Raw genomic sequence first — 20,611 nt, forward strand, 5'->3', positions numbered from 1 at the left:
TTGCGAAATGAAATTTTCATCACCAATAAAAATTGGCATTAGCGCGTGTTTGGCTGGAGACAAAGTACGATTTGATTCAGGCCACAAGCGTTCAAACTTTTGTATGGATGAATTCGCCGAACATGTTGAGTATGTGCGCTTTTGCCCGGAAGTTGCGATAGGCATGCCAATTCCAAGACCAACCATCAGACAGATCCGTGTAGGCGACATTATCAAAGTTAGTCGCCCCGACGGTAAAGAAGATGTCGCACCAAAGCTTAAGGAGTTTGGCGAAAAGGTTGCAACCTCACAGACACAAAGCCTTTCCGGCTTTGTGTTTTGCGCCAAAAGCCCAAGCTGCGGAATGGAGCGTGTTAAGGTTTATAACGAAGCAGGAACAGGTAATACATCTGAAGGTATTGGTATTTTTGCTGAGCAAATCATAAAACACAATCCGCTTTTACCTTGCGAGGAAAATGGCAGATTGAATGACATGCATCTCAGAGAAAACTTCGTAATGCGGGTATTCGTCTACAAAAGCTGGCAGGAACTAACTCAATCGGAAAACATCGGTCTACACGAGCTGACGAATTTTCACGCCAAGCACAAATATCTGTTGATGAGCCATAATTACCAAGCCTATAAAGATTTAGGGCGTCTACTCGGTGATGGCAAACAATTGGATAGAGAGACGCTGAAACATAAATACATCAGTGGTTTGATGTCAGCACTGAGCAAGCCTGCCAATCGCAAAAATCAAGCAAACACGCTAACGCATCTACAGGGGTATTTTAAGAACGAGCTTTCGAGTATCGAGAAACAAGAGATGTGCAGTGCAATAGATCAATATCGCAAAGGTATTGTACCTTTATATGTACCGCTGACATTGCTCAAGCATCACCTTACTGTGCACCCTAAAGCGTATTTGCAAAGCCAAGTATACTTTGACCCATACCCCAACGAACTGCGTTTAAGATTCGGAATTTAATAATGAAAACAGCTTTTTGGTTTCGCCGTGATCTCAGGGTTTACGGCAATGAGGCTTTGATTGAAGCCGTGAATGAGGGCGCACGCGATGCGCTCTTTTTTTATTGTAAGCCACAGTGGCAATCACACAACGTAGCCAGTATTCAGCTCGACCTACTTGAGCGCAGATTGCTTGAGCTTGGCAGCCAGCTTAGTGAATTTGGCATTACGCTACATATCATTGAAGCGAGCACATTCGCTGAGCTGCCGGCGCAGCTTCAAGTTGTTTGTGACGATAAAGGCATTGATTGCTTATATGCAAATAAAGAGTACGAAGTAAATGAAGTGGCCCGCGATGAAGCGTGTGAAACTGTGATCACGTTAAAATTATTCGATGGCGATCTCGTTGCCAAACCGGGCTCTGTGCTTACGGGCTCCGGTGAGATGTTCAAGGTGTTTACCCCCTTTAAAAAAGCATGGTTAAAACGTTTTGTGGGGCAGCAATTTCATTTCAGTAGCTGGCCATTGGGTAAGCAACATGAAGCAAACTTCAAAAAGCCAACTTTCTTCGAGTTGACCAATGGATCTGAAAAGTGGCCAGTGGATGATAATGCCATTGTCACGATTGTAAATCGTTTTATTAAGGACAAACTAGCAGACTACCAAGATGACCGTGATTTCCCTGCAATCAAAGGAACTTCGGGGCTCAGCCCATATTTGGCATTAGGCATTGTGTCGCCCAAGCAGCTCATCGCACAGATCCAACTTCATCACCCTGAAGTGCTTGAAAACCCAAGTAAGCCAGAGTTTTGTTGGGTGAACGAACTCATTTGGCGTGAATTTTATCGCCATCTTATCGTCGCTTTTCCGCGTTTATGTAAAGGTTTTAATTTTAATGATAAATATAACGCGGTTAGATGGCGTGACGACAGCCAAGCGTTTAAGCTCTGGTGTAATGGTCAAACTGGCTACCCGATTGTCGATGCGGCAATGCGTCAGCTCAATAAAACTGGCTGGATGCACAATCGGCTACGCATGATTGTTGCCAGCTTTTTAACCAAACACTTGCTCATCGACTGGCGAAAAGGTGAAGCTTATTTTATGTCAAAGTTAATAGATGGCGACCTTGCCAGTAATAATGGTGGCTGGCAGTGGGCTGCAAGTACGGGGTGTGACGCCCAGCCTTATTTCCGTATTTTTAATCCCATCACGCAGAGCGAAAAGTTTGATCCCGATGGTTCCTTTATTCGTACATATGTGCCTGAATTAAAAAATGTTCCAGCAAAGCATATTCATTTTCCCCATGACTATTTAGCGGCATTTGGCGGAAAGGATGACTATGTAGAGCCGCTGGTTGATCATAAAGAAGCAAGGGCAAGAGCACTTGACGCATTTAAGGTTTAAATAGGTATGGATCACAGAACGCAGCGATTCGTGGCAATTTATAATGAAATAGACAAATACTGTCTCGGTAAATTGGCTTCAATTTACACTGAGGACATCAGTTTCGTAGATCCTTTACATAAAATTCAAGGACTTGATGCGCTAACGAGTTATTTTCAAGGGTTATATGAAAATGTCTCTGAAATCGAATTTCTTGTTACGAACGCCTATCAAGTTGATGACGTCAGCTTTATCTACTGGACTATGTCCTACCAACATCCCAAGTTAAACGGCGGTAAGCTTATAGAAGTCGATGGTCATAGCCGCTTGAGTTTTATTGGCGAAAAAGTGGCGCAACATCGTGATTACTTTGATAGTGCGCAAATGCTGTATCGCCAAGTTCCACTACTCGGTGGTGTTATTCGGCTTTTAGATAAAAGGATCACGGCATGAGCAACATCTTAATTACTGGCGCAACATCAGGGATAGGTAAAGGTCTTACGGAATTTTATGCAAAACAGTCACATCAAGTAACTGCTTGTGGCCGCAACCAAAAAGTGTTAGACGAATTAGAAAGCAGCGTAGGTGCAAAGAGCAAAGCATTTGATTTAACAAACCGCGAAGAGATAGAAGATAACTTCAAAGATATTGACGGCTTGGATCTTGTGATCCTCAACGCAGGTGGTTGTGAGTATATCGATAATCCCAACCAATTTGACGGCCATTTGTTTGAGCGAGTAATGCATATCAACGTCATCTCAATCGGCCACTGCCTAGACGTTTTACTGCCAAAAATGAAATCAGGCGGGCAACTTTGCATCGTAAGTTCCAGCAGTGCATTTTTACCTTTGCCTCGCGCCGAAGCGTACGGTGCGTCGAAAGCGGCTGTCAGCTATTTAGCTCGCACTCTAACAGCAACATTAAAAGACATTGATGTGACCTTAGTTCACCCAGGCTTTGTAGAGACGCCGTTGACAGATAAAAACGACTTTCCGATGCCATTTATTGTAAGTGTCGATGAGGCCGTGGGTTACATTAGCAAAGGAATAGAAAAGCGCAGCAAGGAAATACATTTCCCAAAAAGGTTTACTCTATTTTTAAAACTTCTCAGGTTACTGCCGTTTTCGTTGTGGTTACCTCTCGCAAAAAGGATAGCCCGTGGCTAAGATTGCAATAATTGGAAGCGGTATTTCAGGTATGACCGCAGCATACCTGTTAAGTCGTCAATATGACGTGAAAGTCTTTGAAAAAAATGATTATATTGGCGGACATACGGCAACTATTGATGTTGAATACCAAGGTGAAAAGCTCGCGGTTGATACCGGCTTTATCGTATTTAACGACAGAACCTATCCAAAGTTTGAAAAATTGCTAGCTGAAATTGGTGTTAGTCGCCAAGAGACTGAAATGAGCTTTAGTGTTCACAACAGTCAATCGAAGTTTGAATACAATGGCCATTCACTTCGCACGTTATTTGCACAAAAGCGTAACCTATTGAGACCAACCTTTTGGCGATTGCTAAAGGATATTGTGCGCTTTAACGGTCTTTGTAAGTCATTGTATGAAAAAGACGACTATCGAGGTGTTGAAACACTTGGCAAACTGCTACAGCAACACCAATTTAATGCGTTTTTTAAGCTGCACTACATCTTGCCAATGGGCGCAGCTATCTGGTCAACCAGTATCAAAGAGATGCTCGACTTTGAAGCTAAATTCTTTGTCCAGTTTTTCTTCAACCATGGGCTCTTGGACATCACAAATCGCCCTCAATGGTATGTTATCCCAGGTGGTTCGAGGGAATACATTCAACCATTGGTGGCAGAATTTAAAGACAATATTGTGCTTAATGCCGACATCAAGACAGTAGTTCGTGATGAGGCTGGTGTGACCATCATCTTCAAAGATGGTAGTAATGAGTACTTCGATAAAGTCGTCTTTGCATGTCATAGCGATCAGGCATTAGCATTACTAAATACCCCATCGAGTGATGAACAAGCGATACTTGGTGCGATACCTTATACTGCGAACTCTGTAGTGCTGCACACCGACACCCGTTTATTGCCAAAACGTCCGCTGGCGTGGGCCAGTTGGAACTATTTGTTAAACGAAGCGACGGACAAAGCCGCTGTCGTCACCTATCAAATGAACATACTGCAAGGGTTTGACGCTAAACATCAATACTGTGTCACGTTAAATCACGATGAAGGGATAGCTGAAGACAAAGTGATCCGTCGCTTTGTTTATCATCATCCGGTTTTCAATACCACCAGCATTGCGGCCCAAAAACGTAAAGCCGATATTGATGGTAAACACCATAGTTATTTTTGTGGTGCGTACTGGTTCAACGGCTTTCATGAAGATGGGGTGAAAAGTGCGGTAGATGTGGCCGAGCAATTGGGTATCTCATTTTGAATAGTGCAATACTGGTTGGTAAAGTTCGGCATCGGCGATTCGCTCATGCCGGGCATGCTTTCTCTTACCCCATGTATATGATGTGGCTAGATTTAAGTGAGCTCGATGCACTCAATAATATTTCGTCAAAGCTTGGTACATCCGGCTTAAAACTGCTTAAATTCAATCAAGCTGACTATATCCTCGCAGAAGGCGAAAGCTTGGTTGAGCGCGCACGTGCTAAGTCAAATGCGCTAGGCAAACCCGTTTCATCACAAACCAAAGTATATTTAATGGCGCAAATACGCTGTTTAGGCTTTTACTTCAGTCCGGTTAATTTCTACTTTTTTGAAGACGAGAAGGGGGCTGGTTTTAGCCATATGCTCGCAGAAGTCAGTAACACGCCTTGGAATGAGCGTCATTTTTATTTAGTTGAATTAAATAAAGAAGTGAACTTTAAAAAGCAATTTCACGTATCACCTTTTATGAATTTGGATATGCACTACCATTGGAAAGTGAAGCCACCCGGTAGCAATACGCTAATCCATATTGAAAACAGAAAAGGTGACGAATTGCTATTTGATGCCACGATGACGCTCAAAAAGCAGGAGCTCAATGAAGCAAATATTAATCAATTGCTTAAGCAGTTTCCTGCAATGACATGGAGCATAGCTAAAGGCATCTACTGGCAAGCGTTGAAGTTATTTTTAAAAAAAGTGCCTTTTGTTGGGCACCCCGGAAGAGTATAAGATGGAAAATACCACGACAATATCCTCATCAATTTCGCCTTCTACATTCGACAGATTGTATAAAAAGCTCGTCTTTGGCGCGTTGAGCACCTTAGAAACCGGAAAAGTGGTACTTGTCGAAGGCGACCAAAAATACTGTTTTGGTGAGTCAGAAACAAGCCTAAGCGTTGATATTCAAGTTCATTCAGCGCAAATGTATAAGCTATTTGCACTTGGCGGCAGTGTCGGAGCGGGTGAATCATACATTCTTGGTCACTGGAGTTGTTCGGATTTAACCAAACTGATTGAGATCTTCGTCCTAAACCAAGCTCAGCTGGATGCCTTTGAAAATAAGTTTGCATTTTTCTCCGGCATTGCGAATAAGATAAAGCACCTTAAAAATAAAAACTCAAAACAAGGCTCAAAGCGTAACATTGTCGCCCACTACGACCTTGGTAACGACCTGTATGAATCATTTTTAAGTGAAGAAATGCTGTACTCTAGCGCAGTGTATCCCTCAAAGGAGGCATCGCTTGAAGAAGCGCAGCAACATAAATTAGCCGCAATCTGTGAGCGCTTGGATCTTCAGGCAACAGACAAAGTTGTTGAGATTGGCACCGGGTGGGGCGCATTTGCGGTTTACGCTGCTAAAAACTACGGCTGCCATATAACCACGACAACTATTTCTGAAGAGCAGCATGCCTACGTAAAAGCACTGATTGAAAAAGAAGGGCTGCAGCAGCACATCACACTACTAAAACAAGATTATCGCGAATTGGACGGCCAATACGACAAGCTGGTGTCTATCGAAATGATTGAGGCAGTTGGACACGCCTATTTATCGGGCTTTTTTGCCAAATGCAATGACTTGCTAAAACCGACAGGCGCGATGCTGATTCAGGCCATTACCATCGCCTGCCAGCGTTATCAACATTACCTCAAGCAATCGGATTTCATTCAGCAGTACATTTTTCCTGGCGGTTGTCTTCCTTCCGTGAGTGAAATGAGCAAACAAATCCTAAATTCCACCGATATGGTTGTCCACGAACTCCATGATATCGGTCTGCACTATGCTAGAACGCTAAACGACTGGCGTGTTCGGTTTGAAAAAGCATGGCCTTCACTTGATAGTAAACGTTTCGATGAACGCTTTTATCGCCTTTGGCAATTCTATTTATGCTACTGCGAAGGGGCGTTTAAACAAAGAGCAACCAGTGCCGTGCATTTAGTCGCCAGAAAACCAAGATACCAGTCAAATGTCTGTACTCAAACATTGGATTACTAACGCGCTACTCTTCCAAAGTATTTGGTTTGCTGCATTCTTTTTTCAAGCAGACGCGCTTTGGTTGATGTTGGTTGGTTGTCTCGTCATGCTCGCAGGACACCAAAATAAACGCCTCAATTTGGTGCTTTCACTCATAGGTTCCGCCATAGGAATGAGCATTGAATTAATTGCGGTCAAAACGCAGCTCCTCAGTTACCAAGGTAGTGAATTACTTCCGCTTTGGCTTTGGGTTTTGTGGATAGCATTGGTGCTGACAATAAATAATGCACTTTCCAAACTATTAACGCTCAAAGCGCCGATATTATTAGTGGTATTTTTGGTCTGCGCGCCACCTAGCTATCTTGGTGCAGCTAACTTTGATGTAGTTTCTATCTCAACACCTTGGTACATTTTTTGGCCAGCATTTGGCGCACTGTGGAGTGTGGGGTTCTACCTGATAGTGAGTTTTAATCGCATTTTATGGGGTACAAAGCTTGCGCAGTTGCCAGCAAATTGATAGCGTTTGATTACAAACCCACAGGATCCGGGGCGAAACGCAATAAAATAATAAATATTTCGTCGAATTTCGCAATTTTGGGGTTGCACATAAACGCAAAATGCATAAACATAGGTTTTGCTTAGGCAAATTATAAAGTTATAGGAATCTAATAATGAATAAAGCTCAACTAGTTGAAAAGATGGCGGCAGACGCAGAGATTTCAAAAGCAGCGGCAACCCGTGCTTTAGAAGCGTTTACTGGCGCAGTAACTAACACACTAAAAGATGGCGGTTCTGTTGCTTTAGTTGGTTTTGGCACATTCTCAGTAAAAGAGCGCGCTGCGCGTACTGGTCGTAACCCACAAACTGGCGCTGAAATCCAAATCCCAGCTGCGAACATTCCTTCGTTCAAAGCAGGTAAAGGCCTAAAAGACCAAGTAAATCCTTAATCCACTCGCTGGACAAGAAAAACCTCCCAAGTTGGAGGTTTTTTTATGCCTCTCATATTCATTATAATTGATAGCGCTATCTTGAATTTGCTACTATCGCCCCAATCTCGTGTTTTTATCTAATAAGTTGTTTAATCAGTTTTCATGAAGCGTTTTAACCTTTTCGCCGTTATGTCATTACTCATGTTGTTATGGGTAGCTGCTGCGTGCGCGACAGGAACGCCTGATACTCACTTATCCCATACTCCCGATACGCACAGCACAAGCTTCGAAAACATCACCCAAAAGGGCCTCGCTGACGCCAATCAGTTACCCAGTAAACCAAGTCCTGCGAGTCCAATAAAGCTCAGTGGTGAAACCACGCATCACGAAAAGGGCTTATTGCCGGAACGTGAGCGTACTAGCCACCCTAGTTATTTTCTGCATCCTAAACAACAAGCCGAATATGCGCTTGTATTTGAGCTTGCAGCAGAAAAATATATACCGGCCTCAGTCTATGACATCAATAGACCTAAACCTGTACCTTGGTATATGTGTGATACTCGGCCAAATAATGGCTTTATCGACAACTGCAAGCCGGCAAACTTAACCTTCAAAGGCAGTCTCAACTTCGCCTCTTAATCATTATCTACTACCAATAAAGCACCCAAATAGTAGTTTTTGATACCAGCCCCCTAACGTCTGTATAACCAGTATTCGTTAGCAAATCGGTATCGCTCAGATAGATAATGAGAAAAATATGAAAGATATAAATTCGCCAACGAGGCCATCAACGCCTCGTGGAACCACCGCGCGTGCAAAACGCTTTTTTACTGCGCTTATTGTGTTCTTGTTGCTCCTTTGTGCACTACCAAACTTGTATCCCAATAAGAATTTGATTCAAATTCAAGCAAGTAGTAACGAGGTTGTGTCTCTGTCGCTGCCTGAGCTTAAATCTCAGCTAGAAGGAGAGGGATTCAAAGTCAAGCAAATCGAGTCTCATCAAGGTGGCTACTTAGTTGAACTTGAAAACCGCACGCTAACCGCCGAAGCGCGTGCTTATATGGCTGAGTCTCACTCAAAGCTAAGTGTTAAGGTTGTTAGTGCTTCAACGATGCCACAGTGGTTAGAAAGCACTGGACTCAAACCTATCAAGCTAGGACTCGACTTGGACGGCGGTGTGTTGTTCGTACTCAAGGTTGACACAGAACAAGCGGCGCAAAATAAACTGCAGTCACTCGCAGACGAAGCCAATAGCCTACGGATCAAAAATCGTTATCGTAACCTATCTATTCCTCAAGTTATCAGTGGCGAGCAGGTTGAGGTCATTGCTAAAGCGCAAGGGCAAAATGAACTCGTAGCGCTTACTGCGACACTGCGCGAACTCTATCCACAATTTACCAGTACAACCCATAAGCAAGGCAGTTTAACGAAAGTGAATTTCCGTTTTGCCGAAGCGAAAAAAGCAGAGTTCGATAAGCAGTTAATGACCCAAGCGCTGTCTACTTTACGTTCGCGTATTGAGGAACTCGGGATCACAGAAGCGGTTACGCAACGTCAAGGCACTAATTATATACGAATTGAACTACCTGGCGTGCAAGACCCAGAACAAGCCAAGCGTATTATCGGCGCAACAGCAAAGCTTTCATTTCATGCATTACAAGAAATGGGAGGTCAAAAATTAAAGGATAAATCTGGCGCTTTGGTTTCAGTCGACCCAGTTGCCATTTTTGGCGGGGATGAAATAGAGTCCGCAACAGCAGGAAGAGACGAATACGGAAAGCCTTTAGTGCAACTATTCTTATCTTCTCAAGGCGGTGAAAAGATAAACCGATTTTCTAGAAACAATGTTGGTAAGCCAATGGCTACTGTATTCAGCGAATATTACGCGGATCCAAAAGGAGAGATTAAGCGCAAAACGGAAGTGATTTCAGTAGCCACTATTCAACAAGTATTAAATACCCGATTCAGTATTACCAATATGCAGTCAATGGAACGTGCGCAGGAATTAGCATTATTGTTGCGGGCGGGTTCTCTTGACGCCCCAATCACCATTGTGAAAGAGCAAACCATTGGTCCTTCATTAGGCGAAAAGAATATTGAAAGCGGCTTTAAAGCTTTGGCGTTAGGGCTAAGCCTAACTTTGCTGTTTATGGCAGTATGGTATCGCAAGCTAGGCGCAGTGGCCATTACCTCATTACTGGTAAACTTAGTTTGCCTGATTGGATTAATGTCGCTGCTTCCTGGTGTTGTACTTACCTTACCCGGCATTGCGGGCCTAGTTTTGACTATCGGTATGGCGGTCGACACCAATGTGATTATTTTTGAGCGAGTTCGCGAATTAAGGCGTAAAGGCATTGCGATGGTTACTGCATTAAAGCAAGGTTATCAACAAGCCATGTCGAGTATTATCGATGCTAACTTAACCACAATGATAACTGCTCTTATCCTACTTGGTATCGGTTATGGACCAGTAAAAGGGTTCGCGATCACTTTGGCGCTGGGCATAGTAACCAGTATTTTCGCCGGTGTGGTCGTCTCCGGTATGTTATCAGAATCTCTTTATTCAAAATCACGTAAAGGTGCAAAGTAAAATGACAAGTAAAACGCAAAAGGCGAGATTCGTCGGGCTAATTTCTGGATTGTTACTTGTCCTTGCAAGTCTCATAGCCATCACCCAAAAAGGCATTGTATTAGGCCAAGACTTTACCGGCGGTTACGTTACGGTTATCGACTTACCCAAACAACAGAGCCAAACAGAAATGCAAAACAAGCTAGCTGATCTTGGTGTTCAAGATGCGCGAATCTCTCTACAAAACGATGGTAGCTGGCGAGTTTTCCAAACCCCTCAGTCCACCGATGAAACACACGTCAAACAGTGGATAGAAGGACTTGAAACACAATGGCAAGCAAGCGTATTAGACGCCAGTTATCTTGGTGCGCAGGTGGGTAATGAGTTAATCGAACAAGGTGGCCTTGCAGGTATATTCGCATTACTTAGTGTATTGATTTACTTGGCGTTTAGATTTGAGTGGCGCTTAGCTGTCTCCGCAAGTATCGCGCTTTTTCATGATGTGATTGTGACGCTAGGTTTGTTTGCAATAACGCAAGTAGAGTTTGACTTAACCGTGCTTGCAGCGCTGCTGGCGATTATTGGTTACTCACTCAACGATTCGATTGTGATTGGTGACAGAGTTAGAGAGCTTTTGTTCGAAGAGCAGTGGAAAACCAGTCCCGTGGGCAATACCATAGACCAAGCGATAAAGGATTCAATGAGCCGCACGCTGATCACCTCTTTGACAACGCTCACAACGGTGTTGGCAATATGGTGGTTAGGCGGTGCAGGACTTAATAGTTTTGCCATGGCGTTGTGTTGTGGCATTCTCATTGGTACTTTGTCTTCCTTGGCTATTAGCGCAACTTTACCGCAGTTTTTAGGCTTGTCGTTTAACAACTACCTAAAAGAAGAATCTGAGGCAGCGAAACAGCAACTCGCTGAGCCATAAGCGTAATATGCGATTTAGGTTAAAAAAGTAGCAATTGCTCTTTTTTAACCTTGTCGTGCTGATGTATAATCCGCACTTCGAAAGGAGCCGGATAAGGATTAATGTCAAAATATAGTTATCAAACTCGGTGCGGGAAAGTAACCCTCTGGGCCGAGCAAAATATCCTCTTTGCCTGTTTCGAAGGAAATATTAATGAGTCTATGATCCATTATTTTTCTAGGGCATTAGAGCAATGTCGAACTGAGATTCATTCTTCGACATGGGGTTACGTAAGTTATTCCGAAAAGGCCATAGCTGCGACACCAGAAGCCTATAAGTTACTGGTAAACACAGCGAAGCGCTGTTTGCAGTTAGGCTGTGTTAGTGCTGCGTATGTGTTGAAGTCGGCAATTGCGAAAAGCCAGATTGAAAAAATGCGCAAAGAAATTGGCATGCCAGAGCCATTAGATCAAGTTTTATTTGCTGATGTAAGCGCTGCCATTGAGTTTGTAAAAAGTACTTTAGCTACACCTGAAAAGTTGTCGGTATAAGACATCCTAATTCTATATAAGTGACGTTGCCTATTGGGACGAGCATTTATAATCAGTTTGATTGCGCCTTCACTGTTAAGGTTTCATTGGGCCGCATCTCGCAACGTGCGATGATGCGGTTGTTTTTATCTTCTTCCTGTCTAAGCAACATACCTTCGTCATTTTTTGTCCACCACACAAACCCATCACCTTGATATTTTGCACCGCTGGCTGAACGAGCAATCTTCATCTTAACCACTTGTTCGTTAAAATGGACAGTTGCCTTATCACTGTCGTTGTAGTCAACCTTTATCACCGAATCATTATCACATTGATAGCGGCTAAGTGTTTCACTAAGCTCAACTTTACGATTTGAGATGTCCTCGCTACACGCACTGAGAACAGTGGTAATTAAAGCGGCAAAGGCAATTTGAGATTTCATAAACAGACTCCGGCGAGAAAAAGACGGTATCTGATAATTTAGCGTAAGCGGATGAAGTTAAGGTGAATAGTGTGGTTACAAGGCAATAAAAAGCAGCATAAAAAAGGCCCAACGGGCCTTTAAACATGATTACAAGTTATTAATCCTTTACTGGAATGGTATTGGGGGGACTCTGCGCTTCACGTATTTTTGGCGTGTATAATCGCTTCGTCATCGCCATAAAGAAAATAGGCGTAAACAATAGACCAAATAAAGTAACCCCTATCATTCCTGAGAATACTGCAATCCCCATGGTTTCGCGCATTTCAGCACCCGCACCAGTTGCAAGTACCAGAGGTACAACCCCTGCGGTAAAGGCAATTGACGTCATCAAAATAGGACGTAAACGTAGTTTACATGCCTCAATAATTGACTCTAAATTAGTCTTGCCTTGCTCGTACTCTTCTTTTGCAAATTCCACCATTAGGATTGCGTTTTTACACGCTAAAGCAACCAAAACGATAAGAGCAATCTGGGTAAAGATATTATTATCGCCACCTGTTAGCCACACCCCAACCAATGCTGACAGTATGGTCATTGGCACAATGAGGATGATTGCAAATGGTAGCTTTAGGCTTTCGTATTGCGATGCCAAAACCATAAATACCAAGAGTACAACCAGTGGGAAGATATACACCATCACATTACCCGCGAGGATCTGCTGATAGGTGACTTCAGTCCACTCAAATGCCATGCCTTCGCTAAGCGTTTCGTTTAGCACTGCTTCAATTGCCATTTGCGCTTGATCCGAAGAATATCCGGGCGCAGGGCTGCCATTTAACTCGGCAGTAGGATACCCGTTATAGTGCATAACACGATCAGGCCCCGTTGTCGGCGTGACTTTGAGTACCGCGCCAAGTGGCACCATTTGACCGTAGTTGTTTCTTACTTTGTAAGACAGAATCTGTGCAGGATCTGAGCGAAAATTAGCGTCAGCCTGAGCGGTAACCTGATAAGTGCGACCAAATAAGTTAAAGTCATTGACGTACATTGAACCTAAATAGATCTGTAATGCATTAAACACTTCCTCGAGCGGTACGCCTTGCACCATTGCTTGCTCACGGTCGATATCAATGTCCATTTGTGGTACTTGGATCCTAAAGCTTGAGTACAGTCCCATTAGCTCCGGTTGCTGCCGTGCTTTTGCGATCACGGCTTGTAAGTCAGAGAATAGCTTCTCAAAGCCAAGGTTTGCTCTATCTTCAATTTGCAGTTTAAAACCACCTGTGGTGCCTAATCCTTGTATTGGTGGCGGTGGGAAAACCGCGACAAACGCTTCATCTATGATGGCAAACTTCTGATTAAGCTGCGCAGCGATTGACGACGCATACAACTCTGGTGACGTACGATTTTCAAATTTATCTAGGGCAACAAATACAATCCCGCTATTTGGGCTGTTTGTAAAACCATTTACTGAAAGCCCAGGGAAAGACACGGAATGTAAAACACCTGGAGTCTGAAGCGCAATTTGTTCCATCTCACGTACAACGGCTTCTGTTCTATCCAAACTCGCAGCGTCTGGCAGTTGGGCAATCGCAACAAGATACTGTTTGTCCTGCTGCGGAATAAAGCCGCCAGGGATGGTGCTAAACAACTTAGTAGTAGCAAAAATTAACCCTAAATAAACCACTAAAACAATGGTGCTCAGTCTAATAAGTTTTTTTACCAGTCCGACATAGCCGTGAGCTGCCTTATCAAAAAAGCGATTAAACGGTTTGAATAGCCACTGACCAAACAATTTATCTAACACTACTGTGAGTTTGTCTGGTTTAGCACCGTGCGGCTTTAATAGTAGTGCAGCTAGCGCTGGTGATAATGTTAATGAGTTAAATGCCGAGATCAGCGTCGAAATTGTGATCGTGAGGGCAAACTGTTTGTAAAACTGGCCTGACAAGCCGGTAATAAAAGCAGTTGGAATAAACACCGCACAAAGCACCAATGCAATCGCTATAATAGGGCCTGTCACCTCTGACATCGCTTGTTTAGTGGCCTCGAAGGGCGCAAGGCCGTTTTCAATATTACGCTCAACGTTTTCAACCACGACGATGGCATCATCAACCACGATACCGATTGCGAGTACCAAACCAAACAACGACAACGTATTGATAGAAACACCAAGCCACTGCATTGCAGCAAAGGTACCAACTAACGATACAGGCACCGCTACCAGCGGAATAATCGAAGCGCGCCATGTTTGCAAGAATAAGATAACGACTAATACCACAAGTACAATGGCTTCTAATAATGTCGAAATTACCGCATCGATTGAGCCGCGAACAAAGATTGTCGGATCGTAAACGATATCGTATTCAACCCCTTCAGGAAAACGTGTCGATAACTCTTTCATGGTTTCACGCACCTGATCCGACAGCTCTATCGCATTAGAACCAGGACGCTGGAAAATCGGCATTGCCACCGCTTCATTTCCATCTAGCAAAGCTCTTAACGCGTAGTTATCTTGTCCAAGCTCAACTCGGCCAATGTCTTTGAGTCTAGTGATCGCGCCATCGCTCGATACGCTAACAATAATATTGTCAAATTCACTGGTATCTGCCAAACGACCTTTAACGTTTAACAGAATTTGGAATTGATTTTCATTGGTTGTGGGTTGAGCACCCAAAGAGCCAGCTGCTACTTGGCGGTTTTGTTGTTGAATTGCTCGGACCACATCACTTGCGGTTAAGTTTCTTTCAGCCAATTGCTCGGGGTTTAGCCATATCCGCAACGCGTATTTACCGCCGCCGAATAGTTTTACATCACCAACTCCCGGCAAGCGCGCTATCTGATCTTTGACATAAATATCGGCATAGTTTGAGAGGTAGCTTGTATCATGCGAGCCACTTGGCGATACCAAATGCACCACCATAGTGAGATCTGGTGACGCCTTCTCAGCCACAACCCCTAAACGTTGTACTTCTTGCGGTAACCTTGGAATAGCGCTATTTACACGGTTTTGTACTTGAACTTGGGCACGGTCCAAGTCAGTACCAAGTGCAAAAGTCACGGTAAGCGTTAAGCGACCATCACTGGTTGCTTGAGAAAACATATACAGCATGTTCTCAACACCATTAATTTCTTGCTCAAGCGGCGTTGCAACGGTTTCAGCAATGACTTTTGGGTTTGCACCGGGATAGGTTGCAGATACCACAACCGTCGGCGGTACCACCTCTGGATACTCACTCACGGGAAGCTGAAAAAGGGAAATGGCCCCTGCGATTAATATCACAAGCGACATCATCGCCGCAAAAATAGGGCGCTTAATGAAAAAATGGGAAAATTTCATTATTAGTTTAATCCTTGTGAAGAATCGCTTGGCGTCATCGCAACCACTTCTGTGGCAATGTTATCTGGCAAGGTAAGCGTCACGGAGTTTGGGCTTATCGGCATACCTGGGCCTACACGCGCTGGACCATTCACCGCGATACGCTCTCCAGCGGCTAAACCCGACTCAACAGCACGAAATTCGCCATAGCGATTACCGAGTGTGATTAGACGATATTCAAGTGTATTAGCGTCGTTGACGACAAGAACAAAACGATTTTTAAGATCTGTACCCACTGCGCGGTCTGGAATTAATACTCGATCGTTTTGCTCACCGGATGAAAGACTTACTCGCGCAAACGAGCCAGGTCGTAATTGTCCACTATGGTTATCAAAAGAAGCGCGTACTTTTAGGGTTCCAGAGTGGTCATCAATGGCGTTGTCAATAAAGTCTAGCTCACCCATGACTGGCTGTGACTCACGGCCGAGTAGCTGTAATTTCACAGGAAGCGGCTCACCTTCCGTCACTGATGCAAACTGGCTATTCCAAGTGCGCTCGTCGATATCAAAATACGCATACATCTTATCAGTTGCGACTATCGTTGTAAGCAAGGTGTCGTTTGCTCTAATGGTGTTACCTTGAGTGACCTCAGCAAATGAAATTTTGCCGCTGATTGGTGCTGTGATCTTGCTAAACTCTAAGTTTAACTGAGCCGCTTTAAATGAAGCCCTAAGTGCATCTAGTTCGGCTTCACGCTGCGCGGTAAGCGAAACACGGGCATCGACTTCTTCGGTTGAAATCGCTTTTTGCTTGCTTAAACGAAGCGCACGCGCTGACTCACTTTTTGCTTGCGAAAGGGCTGCTTCGGCACGTTTCACTTGTGCGGCAAGGCTGGCAACCTCAGCCAAGAAAGTTCTATCGTCCAGCTCAAATAGAACATCGCCTTGGTGCACCGTATCTCCCTCTTTGAAGTTTACCGAGCCGATCACTCCCGTGACACGAGCGCGAAGTGCGACTTCGTTTGGAGAAGAAAGGCGTGTTGTATAGGTGTGCCAATCAGCAATGCTAATTTGCGGTGTTGCTGCTACATCAATTGGTTGAAGAGGCGGAGTTTGACTGCTTGCCTGCTCAGCTTCGCCACATGCACTTAGCAGTAGCAAAGCAGAAATAATCGTTGCGAGTTGCGTTGGTTTTAACATAGTTCCTCCTTTGTGTATGGAGGTAACTATACGTTTCATTTGTTGCATTAAACATAAGTGAAATGGAATATGATTGGTGTCAAATTAGAATCAATCGATATAGGTAACGAAATCAAAATGTCTTTTTTGTGTGATTTTCGCGAGATCTAAGATAAATCTTCCCGATTGATTTAAAATAACAAAAAGCCTAACGGAATTGAATTATGTCTAACGCTAACCATTTACAATCCCTACTGAGTGGCGTGCTCAATAAAAGTGACGATGCAGTTGCTATTGTTAGTAACAAGTCGGTTCTTGAATTTTGCAATAAAGCAATGGCGAGGCTAATTGGACAACCCTCGTCTCACATAACAGGACGCACACTGAGTAATATCTTCGACCCCCAAACAGACGATACGTTTGATGACAGAATCGACGGGGATGAACTCACGGGATGGTTTTTAGGCTTAAGCAACGGCTGCGAATTAGACTATCCAGAAATTGAAATTGATACCTTAAGCGGTGAGTTCTTCAGATTACGATGTTTTTCGCTACAAGATGATGCCTTTGTTATCTACGGAGACAACATTACCACAACAAAAGCAATACATAGCGAACTCGATCACTTACGTAAAGAACTTGATTTTATTACCAAAACTGATCCATTAACGGGGGTCGCCAGTCGTAGGCAGCTAAGCGATAAAATTGACAGTCAAATTAGGTTATATGAACGTTACAGAACACCATTTAGTGTGATACTGACCGACCTCGATAATTTCCGTGCAATCAACGAGCAATTTGGCCATGAAGCGGGAGACATAGTGCTGGTTCACGTGAGCTCGCTACTCTCTGACATGTTACGAGACACGGATTTAATAGCTCGGCTAGGTGGAGAGGAATTTGCCCTGATACTGCCTAATACCGGCTTAGAGGGGGCAATCTTAGTCGCCGAGCGGGCACGCATTATGATAGAGCAGGCATCATTTCAAATTGCGGTCGGTGAAGAGGTCGATATTACCAGTTCATTTGGGGTTGCTGAATTTGGCGCAGGTGAGTCTGGTGTTGAAAGCATTATTCGTCGTGCAGATACAATGTTACTAGAAGCCAAAAGCAGTGGCAGAAATCGAGTTGTTCCAAATCCGCACTAATTAAGGCCAATCGTTAAATTGTAATAATGCTTAACTAAGCTAGTTCCTTTAAGTAGTAGATAAGTGCGCCCAATATGGCGCATTTTGCAGTTAAGGAACAATAATAATGGCAAGTTTTACCCGTCGAGATTTTATCAAAAGTGCATTAATGGGCGTTGGCGCAGCGACAATTAGCGTCTCGTTAGTAGGTTGCGGCAGCAGTGATAGTAAAGCGGTTGCAAGCAACGGTTTTGCTGTCGCATTTAACCATGGTGTCGCAAGTGGCGATCCTTTAGCTGATAGCATTATATTATGGACGCGAGTCACACCTGAAGGTACACCTAACAGTGTAGCTGTCACTCTACAAGTATCAGAATCTGAAGATTTTGGCGTCTTACTACAAAGCCACCAGCTCGCCGCATTAGCAAAAAACGATTACACCGTTAAAGTAGATCTTAATGGCCTGACTGCAAATAGCCGCTACTTTTATCGCTTCGTCACTAAGGAAACGCATTCACCCATAGGTAAATGCAAAACCTTACCCGTTAACGATGTAACTCAGGTAAAACTTGCCGTCATGTCTTGTGCAAATTATCCGGCTGGTTACTTTCATGTTTACGCAGAGGCTGCAAAACGCAGCGATTTAGACGCAGTGTTACATTTAGGTGATTACATATACGAATATGGTATGGGTGGGTATGCCACTGAAAATGCCGACGCTATGGGGCGAGGGCTGGATGCAGATAATGCGAGCGAGATTATTTCATTAAATGATTATCGTCGTCGCTATGCAAAATATCGTACGGACCTTGGTCTGCAAGCTCTCCACGCCAGTACGCCATTCATTGCGGTATGGGACGACCATGAAGTATGCAATGACTCATACATGGATGGCGCTGAGAACCATAACGAGGGAGAAGGGGAGTACGCTGCCCGTAAACTTGCTGCGCTGCAAGCTTACTATGAATGGATGCCTGTGCGTCCGATGGTTAAGGACCAACTCGAAAGCCTCTATCGTAAATTTGAATTTGGCGACTTGTTATCACTTTATATGCTAGATACACGTCACGAGAGTCGCGCTAAAGCACTCGACTATCAAGATTACATTGACCCTAGTACAGGACAAGTAGATTTTGCCGGATTTCAGGCGGATCTAACTGCGCCTTCGCAACAGCTTTTAGGCGTAAACCAATTGACTTGGCTCACAGATAACTTAAAGACATCTGCAGCGAAATGGCAAGTCTTAGGGCAACAAGTATTGATGACCAAAATGATGATCCCAGCCGAGCTGCTCATGTCTCTTGCCAACCCTTCTGCACAAATGTCGACGCAATTAACAGAGCTTGCTCAAATAAAGGGGAGAATGCTTGCTGGTGACTCAACGTTGTCAGAGCAAGAAAAAGCGCGAGTCACGTTTACCGCTCCTTATAATTTGGATGCATGGGACGGCTACCCGGTTGAACGTGAAGTAATTTTACAAACAGCAAAAGCGGCCAGTAAAAATTTAATAGTCGTTGCTGGAGATACACACAACGCCTGGGCTGGTAAGCTCTGCGATGCAAGCGGAGCTGTTTGTGGTCAAGAATATGCGACTGCTTCTGTCAGTTCTCCAGGGCTTGAGCATTACTTACAATTAGGCGATGAGCAGGCGCTACAATTCGCTGAGGTATTGCAATTACTAGTCGATGATCTTGAATATGCCAATATTCATCAGCGTGGTTATTTAACGCTTAATTTCACAAAAGAGAAGGTGGAAAGTGAGTGGCATTTTGTCAATACAGTTAAGCAAGAGCAGTTTGAAAGCCACAATAAACAGAGCGAGCTTTTACTGTAAGTACGGCAAGCTATTCGCGCTACGCTTTATGTACAGCTGAGTAGAAAGTGTGTAAAGGGGCTTTACAGCCCTTTGCATTTAGCTATTTTATCTTGCGAAAGAAGCGGTGTTACCTTAAATGGCTTCTTTTTACCTCCCTTAACTTTAACCTTTGCAATATCTAAATATTGAAAGTCTCCAGGGCCGTTAAGACGCCATAAATTCTTTGACTGTTCAGAAAAGCAAAACTCTCCCGTATCTCCATGTATCAACAGCAACGGATAACTGAGTTGAGCCGCATATTCTTCAAGTGTCTCTCGATATAACTGATAACCATCGCACTTAGCTTTTGAGTTTTTATCACAACGTCCTGAGTGCTTCTCTTTTTGATAAAGGTCAGCTTGTAGAAATATCACCGCGGCCTTATGGCTTGGTGTTAGCAAGCTATCCAACCACTTAATATTCTCTACATCACGACGATGGGACTCTTCGTGCACTACTTTTTTATCGGATAATAAGATTTGTCTGCGACCATTGTTGGTGCCAGGTACATGCAAAGTTAAAAACTGCACATCATCCACTATCCAAGATTGATTTTCAGGTACTGTTTGCTGGCGTTTAAACTTTGGTAGGTCAGGCATTTGCACCGCAAAGTGTTTACGGATGAAATCCAATCTTTCCAACTCATCAAACCTAGGGGTCAGAGTTTCGCGGTCACAGTCAGTCCAATCATTGTCTCCGGGCGTGAATATAAAAGGTTGGCTACTCACATTTGAGATCAGGGCATAATTATCTTTAAGCAGTTGATCTGTACAGGGCTCAGCACCGGATTTCATATCACCTACGTGCACCATAAAATCATGCTGTATATCATTTACCTTTTCCTGCAGAGCACCATTTGGCATCAGCATGCCTCTGTCTATCTCCGTATAGGGCATATCACCAAAGACTAAAAACGACGTTGCCGAGGCCTGAAATACACTGAGCATAGGTATCAATGCCATGGCGAATAATTTAACGAGCTGCACAATAATTCTCCTTTATGTTACCCCTCTATCATACATCAACTCTGTGACAGAAGAAGTTACTCTCTCAATA

At 43.8% G+C, this 20,611-nt stretch carries 19 protein-coding genes; 15 read left to right on the top strand and 4 right to left on the bottom strand.

Annotation, left to right across the window (positions count from 1 at the left end):
- Nucleotides 1-7 precede the first annotated feature (7 nt).
- From GSF04_RS00375 to GSF04_RS00435, 13 genes are all read left to right on the top strand, one after another.
- On the top strand, nt 8-967 hold the full coding sequence (locus GSF04_RS00375) for a DUF523 and DUF1722 domain-containing protein (protein ID WP_211857012.1): 960 nt from the start codon (nt 8-10) through the stop codon (nt 965-967).
- 2 nt (nt 968-969) lie between these two features.
- Nucleotides 970-2,349, top strand: a complete 1,380-nt coding sequence (gene phrB, locus GSF04_RS00380; protein WP_211857013.1) for a deoxyribodipyrimidine photo-lyase — start codon at nt 970-972, stop codon at nt 2,347-2,349.
- Nucleotides 2,350-2,355: 6 nt separating this feature from the next.
- Nucleotides 2,356-2,781 carry a nuclear transport factor 2 family protein gene (locus GSF04_RS00385; protein ID WP_039495225.1) on the top strand — a complete coding sequence of 142 codons (426 nt, stop codon included), beginning with the start codon at nt 2,356-2,358 and terminating at the stop codon, nt 2,779-2,781.
- On the top strand, nt 2,778-3,494 hold the full coding sequence (locus GSF04_RS00390; protein WP_211857014.1) for an SDR family NAD(P)-dependent oxidoreductase: 717 nt from the start codon (nt 2,778-2,780) through the stop codon (nt 3,492-3,494). The genes GSF04_RS00385 and GSF04_RS00390 overlap by 4 nt, the downstream gene beginning before the upstream one ends.
- A complete protein-coding gene (locus GSF04_RS00395) occupies nt 3,487-4,740 on the top strand; it encodes an FAD-dependent oxidoreductase (protein ID WP_211857017.1) in 1,254 nt (417 codons plus the stop codon). The genes GSF04_RS00390 and GSF04_RS00395 overlap by 8 nt, the downstream gene beginning before the upstream one ends.
- Nucleotides 4,737-5,468, top strand: a complete 732-nt coding sequence (locus GSF04_RS00400; protein ID WP_211857019.1) for a DUF1365 domain-containing protein — start codon at nt 4,737-4,739, stop codon at nt 5,466-5,468. The genes GSF04_RS00395 and GSF04_RS00400 overlap by 4 nt, the downstream gene beginning before the upstream one ends.
- A 1-nt stretch (nt 5,469) precedes the next feature.
- Nucleotides 5,470-6,732, top strand: coding sequence for a cyclopropane-fatty-acyl-phospholipid synthase family protein (locus GSF04_RS00405; RefSeq protein WP_211857021.1), 1,263 nt, complete (start codon nt 5,470-5,472; stop codon nt 6,730-6,732).
- Complete coding sequence (locus GSF04_RS00410; RefSeq protein WP_211857023.1) at nt 6,704-7,228, top strand: DUF2878 family protein; 525 nt, start codon at nt 6,704-6,706, stop codon at nt 7,226-7,228. Before GSF04_RS00405 ends, GSF04_RS00410 begins: the two co-directional genes overlap by 29 nt.
- 154 nt (nt 7,229-7,382) lie before the next feature.
- Nucleotides 7,383-7,658: an HU family DNA-binding protein gene (locus GSF04_RS00415; protein ID WP_010377204.1), complete on the top strand. Its 276-nt coding sequence runs from the start codon at nt 7,383-7,385 to the stop codon at nt 7,656-7,658.
- A gap of 144 nt (nt 7,659-7,802) precedes the next feature.
- Nucleotides 7,803-8,279, top strand: a complete 477-nt coding sequence (locus GSF04_RS00420) for a hypothetical protein (protein WP_130127424.1) — start codon at nt 7,803-7,805, stop codon at nt 8,277-8,279.
- A gap of 118 nt (nt 8,280-8,397) precedes the next feature.
- Nucleotides 8,398-10,230: a protein translocase subunit SecD gene (gene secD, locus GSF04_RS00425; protein WP_211857025.1), complete on the top strand. Its 1,833-nt coding sequence runs from the start codon at nt 8,398-8,400 to the stop codon at nt 10,228-10,230.
- A gap of 1 nt (nt 10,231) precedes the next feature.
- Nucleotides 10,232-11,143 carry a protein translocase subunit SecF gene (gene secF / locus GSF04_RS00430; protein ID WP_211857027.1) on the top strand — a complete coding sequence of 304 codons (912 nt, stop codon included), beginning with the start codon at nt 10,232-10,234 and terminating at the stop codon, nt 11,141-11,143.
- A 101-nt stretch (nt 11,144-11,244) separates the two neighbouring features.
- Nucleotides 11,245-11,673 carry a hypothetical protein gene (locus GSF04_RS00435; protein ID WP_211857029.1) on the top strand — a complete coding sequence of 143 codons (429 nt, stop codon included), beginning with the start codon at nt 11,245-11,247 and terminating at the stop codon, nt 11,671-11,673.
- A gap of 52 nt (nt 11,674-11,725) precedes the next feature.
- On the opposite strand, the gene GSF04_RS00440 is transcribed toward GSF04_RS00435, so the two are convergent.
- The 3 genes from GSF04_RS00440 to GSF04_RS00450 form a co-directional block, all read right to left on the bottom strand.
- Complete coding sequence (locus tag GSF04_RS00440; RefSeq protein ID WP_211857031.1) at nt 11,726-12,094, bottom strand: MliC family protein; 369 nt, start codon at nt 12,092-12,094, stop codon at nt 11,726-11,728.
- Between the two features lie 139 nt (nt 12,095-12,233).
- Nucleotides 12,234-15,416 carry a multidrug efflux RND transporter permease subunit gene (locus GSF04_RS00445; protein ID WP_211857033.1) on the bottom strand — a complete coding sequence of 1,061 codons (3,183 nt, stop codon included), beginning with the start codon at nt 15,414-15,416 and terminating at the stop codon, nt 12,234-12,236.
- A 2-nt stretch (nt 15,417-15,418) separates the two neighbouring features.
- The gene (locus GSF04_RS00450; RefSeq protein ID WP_211857035.1) at nt 15,419-16,594 is read right to left on the bottom strand and encodes an efflux RND transporter periplasmic adaptor subunit; all 1,176 of its coding nucleotides are present in this window, start codon (nt 16,592-16,594) and stop codon (nt 15,419-15,421) included.
- A 203-nt stretch (nt 16,595-16,797) separates the two neighbouring features.
- Here GSF04_RS00450 and GSF04_RS00455 point away from each other — a divergent pair, with 203 nt between their 5' ends.
- Together GSF04_RS00455 and GSF04_RS00460 are read left to right on the top strand one after the other, a co-directional pair.
- Nucleotides 16,798-17,721, top strand: a complete 924-nt coding sequence (locus GSF04_RS00455) for a sensor domain-containing diguanylate cyclase (RefSeq protein ID WP_211857037.1) — start codon at nt 16,798-16,800, stop codon at nt 17,719-17,721.
- A gap of 106 nt (nt 17,722-17,827) precedes the next feature.
- A complete protein-coding gene (locus tag GSF04_RS00460; RefSeq protein WP_211857038.1) occupies nt 17,828-19,534 on the top strand; it encodes an alkaline phosphatase D family protein in 1,707 nt (568 codons plus the stop codon).
- 62 nt (nt 19,535-19,596) lie between these two features.
- Here GSF04_RS00460 and GSF04_RS00465 read toward each other — a convergent pair whose 3' ends face one another.
- Complete coding sequence (locus tag GSF04_RS00465) at nt 19,597-20,541, bottom strand: hypothetical protein (protein ID WP_211857039.1); 945 nt, start codon at nt 20,539-20,541, stop codon at nt 19,597-19,599.
- Between the last annotated feature and the right edge of the window lie 70 nt (nt 20,542-20,611).

This window comes from Pseudoalteromonas sp. A22 (genome assembly GCF_018141345.1).
Taxonomy (GTDB): Bacteria; Pseudomonadota; Gammaproteobacteria; order Enterobacterales; family Alteromonadaceae; genus Pseudoalteromonas; species Pseudoalteromonas maricaloris.

Excerpts from the sequence above, each read along its gene's own strand:
- GSF04_RS00375 (WP_211857012.1), top strand. The coding sequence starts at position 8 with ATGAAATTTTCATCACCAATAAAAATTGGCATTAGCGCGTGTTTGGCT.
- phrB (WP_211857013.1), top strand. The coding sequence starts at position 970 with ATGAAAACAGCTTTTTGGTTTCGCCGTGATCTCAGGGTTTACGGCAAT.
- GSF04_RS00385 (WP_039495225.1), top strand. The coding sequence starts at position 2,356 with ATGGATCACAGAACGCAGCGATTCGTGGCAATTTATAATGAAATAGAC.
- GSF04_RS00390 (WP_211857014.1), top strand. The coding sequence starts at position 2,778 with ATGAGCAACATCTTAATTACTGGCGCAACATCAGGGATAGGTAAAGGT.
- GSF04_RS00405 (WP_211857021.1), top strand. The coding sequence starts at position 5,470 with ATGGAAAATACCACGACAATATCCTCATCAATTTCGCCTTCTACATTC.
- GSF04_RS00410 (WP_211857023.1), top strand. The coding sequence starts at position 6,704 with ATGTCTGTACTCAAACATTGGATTACTAACGCGCTACTCTTCCAAAGT.
- GSF04_RS00415 (WP_010377204.1), top strand. The coding sequence starts at position 7,383 with ATGAATAAAGCTCAACTAGTTGAAAAGATGGCGGCAGACGCAGAGATT.
- GSF04_RS00420 (WP_130127424.1), top strand. The coding sequence starts at position 7,803 with ATGAAGCGTTTTAACCTTTTCGCCGTTATGTCATTACTCATGTTGTTA.
- secD (WP_211857025.1), top strand. The coding sequence starts at position 8,398 with ATGAAAGATATAAATTCGCCAACGAGGCCATCAACGCCTCGTGGAACC.
- secF (WP_211857027.1), top strand. The coding sequence starts at position 10,232 with ATGACAAGTAAAACGCAAAAGGCGAGATTCGTCGGGCTAATTTCTGGA.
- GSF04_RS00435 (WP_211857029.1), top strand. The coding sequence starts at position 11,245 with ATGTCAAAATATAGTTATCAAACTCGGTGCGGGAAAGTAACCCTCTGG.
- GSF04_RS00440 (WP_211857031.1), bottom strand. The coding sequence starts at position 12,094 with ATGAAATCTCAAATTGCCTTTGCCGCTTTAATTACCACTGTTCTCAGT.
- GSF04_RS00445 (WP_211857033.1), bottom strand. The coding sequence starts at position 15,416 with ATGAAATTTTCCCATTTTTTCATTAAGCGCCCTATTTTTGCGGCGATG.
- GSF04_RS00450 (WP_211857035.1), bottom strand. The coding sequence starts at position 16,594 with ATGTTAAAACCAACGCAACTCGCAACGATTATTTCTGCTTTGCTACTG.
- GSF04_RS00455 (WP_211857037.1), top strand. The coding sequence starts at position 16,798 with ATGTCTAACGCTAACCATTTACAATCCCTACTGAGTGGCGTGCTCAAT.
- GSF04_RS00460 (WP_211857038.1), top strand. The coding sequence starts at position 17,828 with ATGGCAAGTTTTACCCGTCGAGATTTTATCAAAAGTGCATTAATGGGC.